We start from the raw sequence: 14,438 nt of genomic DNA, 5'->3' as shown, positions 1-14,438 counted from the left end.
CCCTGGCGGCGGTGCACCGGAGGGGGCGGCGGGCGGGGGCCGGCCCCCGCCCGCCCGCCCGGGTTACTTCAGACCCGCGACCGTCTCGCGGACCTTGGCGTTGATCTCGGCGGGGATCGGGGCGTACCCGGCGTCGGTGAGGACCTTCTGGCCCGCGTCGCTCGCGGTGTAGGTCAGGAAGGACTTGACCGTGTCCAGCGTCTCCGGCTTGTTGCCGGTGTCGCAGACGACCTCGTACGTCACCAGGACGATCGGGTAGGCGCCGTCGGCCTTGGTGGCGTAGTCCAGTTCGAGGGCGAGGTCCTTGCCCGCGCCCTTGACCTGGGCGGCGGCGATCGCCTTGGAGGCGTTCTCGGAGGTGGCCTCGACCGGGGCGGAGGCGCCGGTGTCGATGCGCACGGTCGGGATGGACTGCGAGGTCGCGTACGAGAGCTCGAAGTAGCCGATCGCGCCGTCGACCTGCTTGACCTGGGCGGCGACGCCGGAGGAGCCGGAGGCGGCCTGGCCGCCGGGGGCGGGCCACTTCTTCTCGGCCTCGTACGGCCAGTCGGACTTCGCGGTGGCGCCCAGGTACTTGCCGAGGTTCTGGGTGGTGCCGGAGTCCTCGGAGCGGTGGAACGCCTGGATCGCCTTGTCCGGGAGCTCGACGTCCTCGTTGAGCTTCTCGATCGCCGGGTCGTTCCAGTTCTTGATCTTGCCGTTGAAGATCTTGGCGATCGTGGCGGCGTCCAGGTTCAGGTCTTCGACGCCGGAGAGGTTGTACCCGATCGCGATGGGTCCGCCGGCCATCGGCAGATTGATGCCCTGGCCGCCCTTGCAGATCTTCTTGGACTCGGTGACCTCTTCGGGCTTGAGCGCCGAGTCGGAGCCGGCGAACCCGACCGTGCCCTGGTTGAAGGCGACGATGCCCTCACCGGAGGAGGACGACTTGTAGTTGATCTCCACGCCCGAGCAGGCCGCCATGTAGTTCTTGACCCACAGGTCCATGGCGTTCTTCTGTGCGCTGGAACCGGATGCGAGCAGCTTGCCCTTCGCGCCTTCGCACGAGATGTCCGAGGCGGCGTTGGTCTTGCCGTCGTTGCCGCCGGTGCTCGCGGCGTTGTCGTCCGAACCACACGCCGTGAGGACCAGGGCGCCGGTGACGGCGAGCGCGCCGAGCGCGGTGGCGCGCAGCCCGTTCTTGCGCTGAAGCTTCACTTTCGGGTGTTCCTTCCAGAAGCCGCCCGGAGGGCGACCGTTGTCGGACGCTCTGTGGCGGCGTGTGTCGGGTGGGGGAGCCGGCCTGTGCCGGTCACCTCGTAAGTCTGAAATTAGGCAGATCAGGTGAAGCTGCCCATGGGGGAGAGTGAACGGGAGGTGAACCGTGTCGGGCGGCTGGGTACCCGGCCCCGACAGGTCCGGACCATGACCGTCCGGTCGCCCCGGCATCCGGGCATGGATGTACGCCTGGGGGGTTACCGCTGGTCGGGGGCGGTACGTATGTGCTCCCCGGCGAGCGGTGGGCCGGCGGGGGACTCATGACGGTCGGTGGTGGGGGTGTGACGAACAGGCATGATTCGCGACCGTACACCGGTTGCCCGGCGGGCTGCTCCCCGGCCATCCGGCGTACGGGGTACGGTCGTTGGCGGTTGAGCTGGCTGAAGTGCAGGCGTTGGTCGCACAACATTCCGGGTGTTGATCGCTCAATATGATGAACCGCCCGGTGGCTCCGGTCGGTCCGTCAGTGGGCGCAGGTCTGTCAGCGGCTGCCGGACGCCGGACGCAGCGTGCTGAGGAAGGCCGTCACCAGATCCCGGTCCCGCGGCTGGGTGGCCCGGGCGCGCGCGGCGGCGGGGGAGAGCCACAGCACCTGGTCGACTTCGTCGTTCGGGATGAAGGACCCGCCGGTGGCCCGTGCCGCCCAGTAGCGGACCTCCTTGGGGCGGCCGTCGACCGGATAGCGGACGGTGGGCAGCTCGGTGCCGAGCGAGCAGGTCGCGCCGGTCTCCTCCAGCACCTCCCGCAGTGCGCCCCGCCGGGCGTCCTCACCGCGCTTGAGCTTGCCTTTCGGGTGCGACCAGTCGTCGTATCGGGGGCGGTGCACAAGACAGATCTCCACCCGGCCGTCGCCGCGCGGGGAGTGCCGCCACAGCACACAGCCCGCCGCCAGCACGACCCGGTCCGCCGTCATCGCGGACGCTCCGGGGACGGGACGACAGGCGGTGCCTTCGCGATCGGAATGGCCGAAACCGCTATCGGGGACACGGAAAACCTCCCTACAGGGCCGCCTGTACCGCGATCGACCCCTGCCAGATCTCCTGGAAGGCGAACCGGGCCGCCTCCACCTCATGACGCTGGTCGGCGTGGAGCACTCCCAGCGCGTACGCCGTCGCCGGGGCGATCCTCGGCGTACGGGCCGCCGCTGCCGCCGCCGCGGCGGCCTCGGACGCGTCCCGGTGCCGGTCCAGCACCTGCCCCGCCCGGTCCAGCACCGGATTCCGCTCCGGGCCCAGCACCTCCAGGGCGTACCGGTGGAGCCTCAGCAGGGTGCGGACCCGGTGCCAGGGCTCGTCCTGGATCTCTTCGGCCGACGCGGTGGCCAGCCCGTTCAGCAGGGCCTCCGCGTTGTACGGATGCCCCGCGCGGGCCAGCGGAAGCGCCGCGACCGCGTCGAGCAGCCGCCGTTCGGCGGCTGCGTCGGCCTCGGCCGGCAGGGGGAGCGCCCCGGCCGCCGGAGCCGGCGGCAGCTCGGACGTGAGGACCGCGACGGCGTCCGCGACCGCGTGGCAGCGGGCGGAGCCCAGCGCCTGGAGCGTCGCCGAGTGGGCCCGGGTCCTGGCCAGGGTCAGCCGGCGCTCCAGCAGCGCGGCGGCGCGGGCCGCGCCCACGGTGAGCGCCCCGCGCCCGGGACCGCCCCCCGCCGCACCGGTACCAGAGGCTGCCCCGGTCCCGGCCCCCGCCTCCGCCCCCGTCGCCGTGCCCGAGAGCCGGGCCAGCGCGTCGAGCAGCCGGTTCAGCCGTGCCGTGGAGGCGTGTTCCTGGGCCAGCGTGCCGGACAGCCAGGACAGCTCGGTACGGAGCCCGTCCGCCCAGACCGGGTCGAGCAGCGGCCGGAAGGTGTGCAGGGTGCCGCCGATCCGCCGCGCGGTCATCCGCAGGGAGCGGGCGGCCTCCGTCGCCGCCGCCGTGTCCGCGCCGGAGTCGCCGTACAGCCGCAGACCGCGCAGGAATTCACCCGCCCGTGCATGCAGATACGCGGTGAGCGCGACCGTGACCGCGACCGCGGCTCCGTCCCCTCCGGCCTGAGCCTGGGCCTGGGCCTGAGCCGGAGGAGATCCCTGCGCGGGGACACGGGACAGATCAGGGCTGTGCACGCCTTCGCCTCCGGGCGTCGATGAGCATCTCCTGGACATTGCGCAGCGGCTGGCCCTCGGGGTCGGTCGCATGGCGGGTCCAGGCGCCGTCCGGGCCCAGATGCCAGGAGGACGTGGAATCGGACATACCGGTCTCCATGAGCCGGGTGAGCGCCGCACGGTGGGCCGGATCGGTGACCCGTACCAGCGCCTCTATGCGGCGGTCGAGATTGCGGTGCATCATGTCGGCGCTGCCGAGCCAGACCTCGGGCTCCCCTCCGTTGCCGAAGGAGAAGATCCGGGAGTGTTCCAGGAAGCGTCCCAGCACGGAGCGTACCCGGATGTTCTCGGAGAGTCCGGTCACCCCGGGGCGGATCGCACAGATGCCCCGTACCCAGATCTCCACCGGCACGCCCGCCATCGACGCCCGGTAGCAGGCGTCGATGATCGCCTCGTCCACCATCGAGTTGACCTTGATGCGGACATAGGCGGGCCGCCCGGCGCGATGGTGCGCGACCTCCTTGTTGATGCGCGAGACCAGTCCGTCGCGCAGCGACTTGGGGGCGACCAGCAGCCGCCGGTAGGTCTCGCGCCGGGAGTATCCCGACAGCCGGTTGAAGAGATCGGAGAGGTCGGCGCCGACCTGCGGGTCCGCGGTCAGCAGCCCCAGATCCTCGTAGAGCCGGGCCGTCTTCGGGTGGTAGTTGCCGGTGCCGACATGGGAGTAGCGGCGCAGCAGCTCGCCCTCCTGGCGTACCACCAGGGAGAGCTTGCAGTGGGTCTTGAGGCCGACGAGCCCGTAGACCACATGGCAGCCCGACTCCTCCAGCTTCCGCGCCCATTTGATGTTGGCCTGCTCGTCGAAGCGGGCCTTGATCTCGACCAGGACGAGCACCTGCTTGCCGGATTCGGCGGCGTCGATCAGCGCGTCGACTATGGGGGAGTCGCCGGAGGTGCGGTAGAGCGTCTGCTTGATCGCCAGTACGTCGGGGTCGCCCGCCGCCTGCTCCAGGAATGCCTGTACGGAGGTGGAGAACGAGTCGTACGGGTGGTGCAGCAGCACATCGCGCTCACGGAGCGCCATGAAGATGTCGGGCGCGGACGCCGACTCGACCTCGGCGAGATCGCGGTGGGTCCCGGCGATGAACTTGGGGTACTTCAGCTCGGGCCGGTCCAGGGCCGCGATCCCGAAGAGGCCGGTCAGATCGAGCGGGCCGGGCAGCGGATAGACCTCGGCGTCGGACACCTTCAGCTCGCGGACCAGCAGATCGAGGACGTACGGGTCGATGGACTCCTCGACCTCCAGGCGCACCGGGGGCCCGAAGCGCCGCCGCATCAGCTCCTTCTCCAGGGCCTTGAGGAGATTCTCGGCGTCGTCCTCCTCGACCTCCAGATCCTCGTTCCTGGTCACCCGGAACATATGGTGCGCGAGCACCTCCATGCCGGGGAACAGCTCTTCCAGATGCGCGGCGATGACGTCTTCGAGGGGGACGTACCGCTGGGGCGACGCCTCCAGGAAGCGGGAGAGCAGCGGCGGGACCTTGACCCGGGCGAAGTGGCGGTGGCCGCTGACGGGGTTGCGGACCACGACGGCGAGGTTCAGCGAGAGGCCGGAGATGTACGGGAAGGGGTGCGCCGGGTCCACGGCCAGCGGGGTCAGCACCGGGAAGATCCGCTGCCGGAACAGGGTGAAGAGGCGTGCCTGCTCCTTCTCGGTCAGATCGGGCCAGCGGATGAGATGGACGCCCTCCTCGGCGAGGGCGGGGGACACATCCTGCTGGAAGGCGGCGGCGTGCCGGGCCATGAGCTCACGTGAGCGGGTCCAGATCAGATCCAGCACCTCGCGGGGCTGGAGGCCGGAGGCGGAGCGGGTGGCGACCCCGGTCGCGATGCGCCGTTTGAGGCCGGCGACCCGGACCATGAAGAACTCGTCCAGATTGGACGCGAAGATCGCGAGGAAGTTGGCCCGTTCGAGGAGCGGGGTCGCGGGGTCCTCGGCGAGTTCCAGTACGCGTTCGTTGAAGGCGAGCCAACTGCGCTCGCGGTCCAGGAAGCGGCCCTGGGGCAGCTCGGCTCCGGAGCCCCGTTCCTCCTCGTACGCGTCGAGGTCCGCGTCGAGGTCGGGCTCCAGATCGGAGACCGTGGCGGCGACGGTATGCGGCCGGTGCGCTGCTATGGAGCCGACGGACGGCTGGGGATGCTGGACCGAGGCCTCGGCGGGCTGCTGACTCATGAACCCATTCTTCCGCGTAGTGGGGAAGAGAGGCGCGTCGGAGCGAGCGGAAGCGATCTTCCCACTGCGGGAGGAGGGTGTGGAGGCGGGCCGAGCGGGCTGCATGGGGCGAGGGTCGCAGCGCTGTCTGAATGGCCGGTGACGACGACATGACGCAGGGGAAGCGGGCGGGGGGCGGAGGGCTGACCTGCGCGGTCGGCTCGGGGGGCCTGAGGCGTCCCGTGCTCACGGGATCTGCGCTCACGGCCCTGTTCTCACGGCCCCGTGCTCAGGCCCCCGCGCCCACGGGATGCTCAGCAGCCCCCTGCGCTCGACATGCCCCGGCCCGGCCCGCGCTCGACACGCCCCGGCCCGCCCCCCGCCTCAGGACTCCGTCCGGTACATCAGATCGACCTCGTGCGTGGTGAAGCCCAGCCGCTCGTACACCGTGACGGCGGGCGTGTTGTCCGCGTCCACGTACAGCATCGCGGTCGGCAGCCCCTGCGCCGCCAGATGGCGCAGCCCGGCGGCGGTGAGCGCCCTGCCGAGCCCGCCGCCCTGGGCGTCGGGGCGGATGCCGATCACATAGACCTCGCCGAGCTGCTCGGCGGCGTGCACCTTCGTCCAGTGGAAGCCGATGAGCTCGCCGTCGCGCTCGGCGAGGAAGAAGCCCTGGGGGTCGAACCACGGTTCGCTCTTGCGGTCGTCCAGATCCCGCTGGGTCAGCGAGCCCTGCTCGGGGTGGTGCGCGAACGCGGCGGCGTTCACCGCCAGCCAGGCGGCGTCGTCCTGGCCGGGGACGAAGGTCCGTACGGTGACCCCGGGCGGAAAGACCGGTTCGGCGATGTCCAGCGGCTCCAGCGACCGGCGCAGCTGCCGCAGCTCGCGGAAGAGGGTCAGCCCGAGCACCTGCGCCAGATGCCGGGCGGCGGACCTCCCGCCGTGCGCCCAGACCCGCAGCCGCTTGCCGGAGGCCGCAAGCAGCGCGCTGCCCAGGGCCCGGCCGTGGCCGCAGCCGCGGCGCGAGGGGTGGACGACGAGTTCGGCCGCGGGGGCCTCGACCGGGTCGACGTCCTCCAGCTGCGCGTATCCGGTCAGCTCCCCGCCGACGGTGAGGAGGAAGTGCCGTACGCCCTCCCGCTTGCCGCCGCGCAACTGGAGCCGTCCCTGTTCCGAGACGGCCTGTGTCCCGTCCGACTCGGCGGCGTCGGCGAGCAGGGCGAGGACGGCCTCCGCCTGCTGGGCCGACAGCTCGTCAAGGCTCTCGATCTCCCTGCCGGGCCCCGGATTCACTGCGTCAGTCGTCATGGGAAGAGCCTACGACCGTGGATGCCGTGCACGGCGGCCCCGCCCCGGCACAACAGTGCGACGGCCGTCTCAATCGAACGGGTGGGCCGTGGCAGAGTGTGGCCGCACACTTACCTACGGAAGGGGAGGCACGCCATGCCGCCGAGGAGCTATCCGACCGCCCGGCAGCGGCGGTTGGGGGCGGAGTTGCGGAAGCTGCGGGAGCGGGCGGGGATGTCCGGCAGCACGGCGGCGGCCTTCCTGGGCGGCGAACGAGCGCAGATCAGCCATATCGAGTCGGGCCGCTACGGGGTCAGCGCCGAACGCGTCCGCCGGCTCGCCGCCCACTACTCGGCGACCGACAAACACCTGGTCGACGCCCTGGCGAGCATGGCCGAGGAGCGGACGAAGGGCTGGTGGGAGGCGTATCGGGGGGTGCTGTCGCCCGGCTTTCTGGACCTCGCGGAGCTGGAGCACCACGCCACCAGCCTCCGTCAGATCGAGATGCTGCACATCCCCGGACTGCTCCAGATCAGGGAGTACGCCCGGGAGTTGATGCTCGGCGGGATCGCCGCGCTGCCCCCGGCCGAGGCGGGCCCGCGGGTCGAGCACCGGATGGCCCGCCGGGGGGTCTTCGACCGCCCGGTGCCCATGGAGTACGAGGCGCTGGTGCACGAGGCGGCGCTGCGGATGCGCTACTGCGCGGGCGGCGTCGTGCGCGAGCAGCTCGACTTCATGCACGAGGTCTCGCAGTGGCCCAGTGTGACGCTGCGCATCATCCCCTTCGAGGCGCAGATCACCGGCTCGGTGCATTCGGCGATGTATGTGGGCGCGACGATTCCGCAGCTGGACACGGTTCAGCTGGACAGCGCCTTCGGCAGTGGCTTCCTGGACGCCGAGGCCCAGCTGGCGCGCTACCGGCTGCTGTTCGACTCGGTCAGGGCCGCCGCGCTCGATCCGGACGCCTCGCGCGCGGTCCTGCGGCGCATAGCTCGGGAACGGTGAGTCGGAACCCATGGGCGAGCGCATCAGCGACCACGTCGGCGACCGGCCGGACAGGCGTGTCACCTGGCAGAAGTCATCGTTCTCAGGGTCGGACGAGAGCCAGAACTGTGTGGAGATGGCGGGCGTCGACGGGGTGATCAAGCTACGGGAGAGCGAGGATCCCGACCGGGTCATCACCATTCCCGTCGAACGGCTCCGGGCGTTCATCCTCGGTGTCAAGGCGGGGGAGTTCGATCATCTGGTCCATTAGGGCCTCGCACGGGGGCGGAGGGGTGAATTTCGGTTGCAACAGTGTGCCGTCCCACTGTTGCACCTCGCTCTTCGTGGCGGTACGGTCGCTGTGTGTCGTCACTCGGGGTCGACTCCCGGCCCCTGCCACCGTGACAGGAGGCGAGACATGCTCGCACCGTCCCACTTGGCGATCTTCGAAGGAACGGATCGGCTTCCGCGTCCGGTCCGCCCGCCGTTGCTGCGCTCCGGCCTCTGGTACGAGCTGCTGCTCCACCATCCCTGCGGCGAGGAGGAGAACGAACGGAGCCCGGAGCCGTGCGAGCTGTCCGCGCCCGGCAGCCCGCGCCAGGCGATCCGTATGCTCCGTGACTCCGTCCGCACCCGGGCCGGGCAGCTGACCTCGCGCGACCGGCACGCGATCCTCGAAGCGCTCGACGATCACAGCGACGACGGACTCTCCGGGGATGTGCAGGCGGTCGCCGCGCTCCACCGGGGGCTGCCGGTCGGGTTCGCCTTCACCGCGCTCAACGGCGAGCATTTTGAATGGTCCGTGCGTCCGGTGAGGTTTCTGACGCTGGTGTGAGAGGTGCGGCAGTCCTCAGCGCCGGTCCTCAGCGCGCGTCCTCGGCCCCGGCTCCGTCGCAGAATTCGGCTTCCACGATGCTCACGGGCATGGCCCAGTCCCCGTTGAAGTTGTACGAGAGCTGTCTGCGGCCGTCCCCGGTGGTGGCGGCCTCGGTGACCGAGCCCACGCCGCGTCCGCCGTGGCCCCACAGCCGGGTGCCGCAGCTCGTCCGGTAGGTGTGGACGCCGAGGCCGTACTCGCTGCCGGGGAGGTAATCCGGGCTGGGCACGGTGGTCTTCATCGCGGTGAGCTGCTTCTTCGGCAGCAGCTTCCCGCCCATCAGCGCGCTGAAGAACCGGTTGAGGTCCCCGGTGGTGGAGATGATGTCCCCGCCCGCCCAGCTCCGGGACCCGTGGATCTCCGTCACGTCCCAGATCTCCGGCGTGTTCTGCCGCGAGAGTTTCGAGTAGGCCCGGCCGCTGGGCTTCGGCAGCTGGGCGCTGTCGCCGGGGTTGGTGGTGTGCCGCAGCTTCAGCGGCTTGATGATCCGCTCGCGGACCTCGTCCTCGTAGCTGTCGCCGCCGACCTTCTCGATGACCATCCCGGCCAGCACATAGCCGGTGTTGGAGTACGAGTGCCGGGCCCCTGGCGCGAAGTCCGGCCGGTGCCCCATGGCCACCTTGATCTTCGTCTCGGGCGACACGGCGTCGTAACGATGCTTCAGAAAGTTCTCGCCCGCGAGGTACTTCTTCGCGTACTCCGGGTCGGAGGAGTAGCTGTAGAGCCCGCTGGTGTGGTTGAGCAGCTGCCGTACGGTGATCTTGCTGCCGTCGTTGCCGTTGCCCCGGACGACCCCGGGGAGATGGCGCTCCACGGTGTCGTCGAGGTCGAGCTCCCCCTCGGCCTCCATCTGGAGCAGCACGGTCGCGACGAAGGTCTTGGTGATGCTGGCTATCCGGAAGCGGTCGTTCGAGCCGCGTGCCCTGCCGGTCTCGCGGTCGGCGACGCCCGACGCGCCCTGCCAGACGCCGTGCGCGTCCCGGGTCCGGGCGAGCGCGCCGGGGATGCCGGCCGCCACCGTGGCGTCGAGCGCCCGCTGGGTGGCCTGGTGCCGCTGCTGCTCCGTGGTGCTGGTGTCGGCCTGCGCCGGGGCGGTGAACACGGCGACGGCGACCGCCGCCGCGGCGATGCCCGCCACGCTGGTACGGGTGAGCTGTCGTGTCGTCATACGGTGCTCCTCTCGTAACGTGTCGTCATGACATCGTGCCCCGGCGGAGGATCTTCGGCGTGTTCTACGATGCGGTCTTCGCGGCGGCCTTCGTCTCGGCCTTCGGCATGGTCTTCAGCGTGGTCTTCAGTGCGGCCCCCGGCGCGGTCTTCGGCGCGGCCTTCGGTTCGGCCTTCGCCTTGGCGCCGCAGAACCCTGCTTCCACCACCCCCAGCAGATCCTTGCCCTCCCAGTCGCCGTTGGTGTTGAAGGCGAGCTGACGGCCGCCGTCCTCGGTGGAGTACGCGACGGAGAGACTGCCGATCCAGCCGCCGGTGTGCCCCCACACCTCGACATCGCAGCTCAGCTTCATCTTCTCCAGCGCGAGGCCATAGCCCGAACCGCCCTCGACGGAGTGCGGACTGAGCGTCTTCATCGCGGTGAGCTGCTTCTCCGGCAGCAGCTTGCCGCGGAGCAGGGCGCGGTAGAACCGGTTGAGATCGTTCGAGCTGGAGATCATGTCGCCCTCGGCCCAGGACTGGGAGGCGTTCTGGCGGGTGACGTCGTAGATCTTGGTGGCCGCGGGGTCCTCGGTCAGCTTGGAGTACGCGCGGCTGCTGGGCTTCGGCATCGCGGAGCTGTCGCCCGGGGCGGTGGTGTGCCGCAGCTTCAGCGGCTTGACGATCCGCTCGCGCACTTCGTGCTCGTAGCTGTTCCCGGTGAGCTTCTCCATGATCAGCGCGGCGAGGACATAGTTGGTGTTGGAGTACCGGAAGCCCGTGCCGGGGGCGAAGTACGGCCGGTGGGTCATCGCCACGTCCACGGCGACCTGCGGCGACCGGTAGTCGTAGCGGTGCTTGAGGAAGCCGTCGCCCAGCATGTACTTCTTCATGTACTCCGGGTCCTGGAGATAGTCGTAGATCCCGCTGCTGTGGTTGAGCAGCTGCCGTACGGTGATCTCGCCGCCGTCGTTGCCGTTGCCGGTCACCGCCCCGGGGAGATGGCGCTCCACCGTGTCGTCCAGGCTGAGCCTCCCCTCGGCCTCCAGCTGGAGCATGACGGTGGCCACGAAGGTCTTGGTGATGCTGGCGACGCGGAAGAGGTCGTTCTTGCCGCGGGCCTTGCCGGTTCTGAGGTCGCCGACGCCCGAGGCACCGTTCCAGACGGCCCGGCCGTCTCTCGTCTGAGCGGTGACTCCGGGGACGCCGCCGGTCACCACGGTGTCCAACGCGCGCTGGACGGCCTGGTGCCGCTGCCGTTCCGTGGTGCTGGTGTCGGCCTGGACCGGTGCGGCGAACGCGGCGACCGCCACCGCCGCCGCGATCCCCGCCGCGCCGGTACGTGCCATGCCTCGTGCTGTCATGCCCTGCTCCTCACTCTTCCCCGCGTTCCGCGGGGTCCGCGGGGTCCGCGGTAGCCGTGCTGGTGCTGCTGGGCCGTGCGGTGTCGGCCTCCCGGCGCTGCCTGGCTCGGGCGGTCCCGGGGGCGACGTGTGACCGTGACCTGACCTCGGATCCCGCCACGAGCCGGCATCGCCTGAAGTGACCGCGCACGGGGGCGCGCAGGTTGACCGCCGTGCCGCCGAATGGCCGAAGACCGATGTTGGCTGAAAAGGGACTTTTAGTGGGAAGTGACAAGGAACGACGGGAGAAGGCAACCAGGTCGTGACCTCATCCCTCTGTCGCGCTACGCGCGTTGACCCTAGGCTGCCGCTCGCAGCCCTCATATCCGCCGCTCAATCAGCAAGGGGAGCGATGTCAGCCAGACCGCACAGGACCGGCCCGTCCGCCAACCGCCGCATACTCACCGCCGTCGCCGGACTGGCCACCGTCGGCGCGCTCGTCGCCGCGATGCCCGCCGGGTCCCCCGAGGCGCGAGAGCGCAGCCACGGCCACGGCCGCACGGTCGATGTGCAGCTGCTCTCCTTCAACGACTTCCACGGAAACCTCCAGCCGCCGTCCGGTTCGGGCGGCCGGGTGACCCACACCAACCCCGATGGCACCACCAGGACCATCGACGCGGGCGGCGTCGAGTATCTCGCGACCCATCTGCGCGACGCGCGCGAGGGCAACCGGTACTCCGTCACCGCCGCGGCGGGCGATCTGATCGGCGCGACGCCGATGCTCTCCGGGCTCTTCCACGACGAGCCCACCGTCGAGGCGCTGAACAAGCTGGACCTCGACGTGTCCTCGGTCGGCAACCACGAGTTCGACGAGGGCGCCAGGGAACTGGCCCGTATCCAGGACGGCGGCTGCCACCCCACCGAGGGCTGCTACGAGCAGGGGAAGAAGTTCAAGGGCGCGGACTTCCCCTATCTCACCGCCAATGTGACCCATGAGAAGTCGGGCCGGCCGCTGCTGGACCCGTACTTCGTCTGGAAGAAGAACGGCGTCAAGATCGGCTTCATCGGGGTGACCCTGGAAGGCACCCCGGACATCGTCAACGCGGAGGGCATCAAGGGCCTGACGTTCGGCGACGAGATCGAGGCGATCAACAAGTACACGAAGATCCTGGAGCGCAAGGGCGTCAAGGCGATCGTCGCGCTGCTGCACGAGGGCGGGGCTCCCGCGTCCTCCTCGTACAACTACGACTGCGACAGCCCCGGCCCCGGCGACGGGATCTCCGGGCCGATCGTGGACATCGCGAAGAAGGTCAGCCCGCAGGTCGACGCGCTGGTCACCGGCCACACCCACCAGGCGTACGCGTGCACGGTGCCGGACCCGTCCGGCAAGCCGCGCACCGTCACATCGGCGGCGTCCGCCGGCCGGCTGTACACCGACACCACGCTGACCTACGACCGCCGGACCAAGGACGTGGTCCGCACCTCGGTGGAGTCGGCGAACCACGTCGTCACCCGCGATGTGCCCAAGGCCGCGGACATGACGCAGCTGATCGACCGCTGGAACACGCTGGCCGCCCCGGTCGCCAACCGGCCGGTCGGCCATGTCTCCGCCGACATCGAGAACCCGGCCGCCCCGGAGCGCCCGCTGGGCAATCTGATCGCGGACGCCCAGCTCGAAGCGCTCGCTCCGGCCGACAAGGGCGGCGCGCAGCTCGCGCTGATGAACCCGGGCGGGATTCGCGCGCCGTTGACGTACACGGCGTCCGGCGCTGAGGGCGACGGTGTGGTGACCTATGGCGAGGCATTCACGGTGCAGCCGTTCACCAACATGATGAATGTGGTCGACCTGACCGGCGCCCAGCTGATCACCGCGCTTCAGCAGCAGGTCAGCGGGGCGAACCAGGGCTCGCCGAAGATCCTTCAGGTGTCCGAGGGCTTCACCTACACCCTGGATATGACCAAGACGGGCGCGGACCGGGTGGTGACCGGCTCGGTGAAGCTGAACGGTGCGGCGATCGACCCGGCGAAGACGTACCGGGTCGCGATGAACGAGTTCCTCTCGGGCGGCGGCGACGGCTTCTCCGTGCTGAAGGAGCACCGCAACAAGGTCGTGGGCGCGTCCGATCTGGACGTGTTCATCGGCTATCTGGCCGCGCACTCCAGCGCGTCTTCTCCGCTGGCCCCGCCGGCGACCGGGCGGATCACGGTCGTGAAGTAACGGCCTCGGCAGTACGACAGCCGGTCCCTGCCCGCTCGGCGGGGACCTCGGCAGTGGGGCGGCGGGAGAAGGCGACCCGCCGCCCTTCCAAAGACTTGCTCTTTGACGTGTACGCGACATAATCCCGTCATGGAGAGCCCCCTGAACCCGCAGCGCCCCGCCGGACGGTCCATGCGCCGGCGCGGCTTTCTCACGGCCGCCGCCGCGCTGACCGCGACCGCCCTCGTCCCCGCGCCCGCCGTGCGGGCGGCGGCCCCCCGCTCGCCCCAGGACTGGATGGCGGGCCACCCCGACGCCACGGCCCTCCAGCGGCTGACCATCCCCGGTACCCATGACTCGGGCGCGCGCTTCGGAGGGTTATGGGCCGAGTGCCAGAACACCACCGTCGCCGACCAGCTGAACAGCGGAATCCGCTTCCTGGACATCCGCTGCCGGATCACCGGCGACTCCTACGCCATCCACCACGGGGCCGCGTACCAGAACATGATGTTCGGGGACGTACTCATCGCCTGCCGTGACTTCCTCGCGGCACGCCCCTCCGAAACCGTGCTGATGCGGGTCAAACAGGAGTACTCCACGGAGTCCGACGCCGCGTTCCGCCGGGTCTTCGATCTCTATCTCGACCAGAAGGGCTGGCGGTCGCTGTTCCGGATCGGCGACGGCATCCCCTCGCTCGGGGCGTCCCGCGGCCGGGTCGTCCTCCTCGGCGACAACGGCGGACTGCCCGGGGTGCGCTACGCCGACAGCGCGCTCTTCGACATCCAGGACGACTGGAACGCCGCGCCCGGCGCCAAGTACCCCAAGATCGAGGAGCACTTCCGCAGAGCGGTCCAGCAGCCGGGCAAGCTCTTCGTCAACTACGTCAGCACCTCCGCACTGCTGCCGCCGCGCTGGAACTCGGACAGCCTCAACCCCCGGACGCACACGTTCCTCGACTCCACCGCGAGCGGATGGCGCGGCCTCGGGATCGTCCCGCTGGACTTCCCCGCCACCCGCCCGGGCCTGGTCGACTCCCTCATCCGCCACAACTAGACGGCCC

Annotated in this window: 12 protein-coding genes; 5 read left to right on the top strand and 7 right to left on the bottom strand. The window is 70.3% G+C overall.

Annotated features, from left to right (window positions below):
* Positions 1 to 63: 63 nt before the first annotated feature.
* The 5 genes from pstS to mshD all read right to left on the bottom strand — a co-directional run bounded on the left by pstS (position 64) and on the right by mshD (position 6,852).
* The gene (gene pstS / locus FF041_RS33245; protein WP_323393428.1) at positions 64 to 1,197 is read right to left on the bottom strand and encodes a phosphate ABC transporter substrate-binding protein PstS; all 1,134 of its coding nucleotides are present in this window, start codon (positions 1,195 to 1,197) and stop codon (positions 64 to 66) included.
* A 541-nt stretch (positions 1,198 to 1,738) separates the two neighbouring features.
* Positions 1,739 to 2,170, bottom strand: a complete 432-nt coding sequence (locus tag FF041_RS33240; RefSeq protein WP_153486583.1) for an NUDIX hydrolase — start codon at positions 2,168 to 2,170, stop codon at positions 1,739 to 1,741.
* Positions 2,171 to 2,255: 85 nt separating this feature from the next.
* Positions 2,256 to 3,353, bottom strand: coding sequence for a CHAD domain-containing protein (locus FF041_RS33235; RefSeq protein ID WP_323393426.1), 1,098 nt, complete (start codon positions 3,351 to 3,353; stop codon positions 2,256 to 2,258).
* Complete coding sequence (locus FF041_RS33230; RefSeq protein ID WP_153526173.1) at positions 3,340 to 5,565, bottom strand: RNA degradosome polyphosphate kinase; 2,226 nt, start codon at positions 5,563 to 5,565, stop codon at positions 3,340 to 3,342. The genes FF041_RS33235 and FF041_RS33230 overlap by 14 nt, the downstream gene beginning before the upstream one ends.
* Before the next feature lie 363 nt (positions 5,566 to 5,928).
* Positions 5,929 to 6,852, bottom strand: a complete 924-nt coding sequence (gene mshD, locus FF041_RS33225) for a mycothiol synthase (RefSeq protein ID WP_153486579.1) — start codon at positions 6,850 to 6,852, stop codon at positions 5,929 to 5,931.
* A 135-nt stretch (positions 6,853 to 6,987) separates the two neighbouring features.
* On the opposite strand from mshD, the gene FF041_RS33220 reads away from it, so the two are divergent.
* From FF041_RS33220 to FF041_RS33210, 3 genes are all read left to right on the top strand, one after another.
* Complete coding sequence (locus FF041_RS33220) at positions 6,988 to 7,836, top strand: helix-turn-helix domain-containing protein (RefSeq protein WP_153526172.1); 849 nt, start codon at positions 6,988 to 6,990, stop codon at positions 7,834 to 7,836.
* 10 nt (positions 7,837 to 7,846) lie between these two features.
* The gene (locus FF041_RS33215; protein WP_153526171.1) at positions 7,847 to 8,086 is read left to right on the top strand and encodes a DUF397 domain-containing protein; all 240 of its coding nucleotides are present in this window, start codon (positions 7,847 to 7,849) and stop codon (positions 8,084 to 8,086) included.
* A gap of 147 nt (positions 8,087 to 8,233) precedes the next feature.
* Entirely contained in the window at positions 8,234 to 8,650 is a 417-nt protein-coding gene (locus FF041_RS33210) for a hypothetical protein (RefSeq protein ID WP_153526170.1), read from the top strand.
* Between the two features lie 28 nt (positions 8,651 to 8,678).
* Here FF041_RS33210 and FF041_RS33205 read toward each other — a convergent pair whose 3' ends face one another.
* Both FF041_RS33205 and FF041_RS33200 read right to left on the bottom strand, forming a co-directional pair.
* Positions 8,679 to 9,860, bottom strand: coding sequence for a serine hydrolase domain-containing protein (locus FF041_RS33205; RefSeq protein WP_153526169.1), 1,182 nt, complete (start codon positions 9,858 to 9,860; stop codon positions 8,679 to 8,681).
* A 64-nt stretch (positions 9,861 to 9,924) separates the two neighbouring features.
* Positions 9,925 to 11,202, bottom strand: a complete 1,278-nt coding sequence (locus tag FF041_RS33200) for a serine hydrolase domain-containing protein (protein ID WP_153526168.1) — start codon at positions 11,200 to 11,202, stop codon at positions 9,925 to 9,927.
* 391 nt (positions 11,203 to 11,593) lie between these two features.
* Between FF041_RS33200 and FF041_RS33195 the strand changes: the two genes are divergently transcribed.
* Together FF041_RS33195 and FF041_RS33190 are read left to right on the top strand one after the other, a co-directional pair.
* Positions 11,594 to 13,399, top strand: coding sequence for a bifunctional metallophosphatase/5'-nucleotidase (locus FF041_RS33195; RefSeq protein WP_153526167.1), 1,806 nt, complete (start codon positions 11,594 to 11,596; stop codon positions 13,397 to 13,399).
* 171 nt (positions 13,400 to 13,570) lie between these two features.
* Complete coding sequence (locus FF041_RS33190) at positions 13,571 to 14,431, top strand: phosphatidylinositol-specific phospholipase C (RefSeq protein ID WP_153526210.1); 861 nt, start codon at positions 13,571 to 13,573, stop codon at positions 14,429 to 14,431.
* Positions 14,432 to 14,438 lie beyond the last annotated feature (7 nt).

Origin of the sequence: Streptomyces jumonjinensis, assembly GCF_009600885.1 — a bacterium.
GTDB lineage: Bacteria > Actinomycetota > Actinomycetes > Streptomycetales > Streptomycetaceae > Streptomyces > Streptomyces jumonjinensis.
Note: the sequence above shows the minus strand (reverse complement) of the source record. Positions and strands in the feature narration are given on the sequence as shown.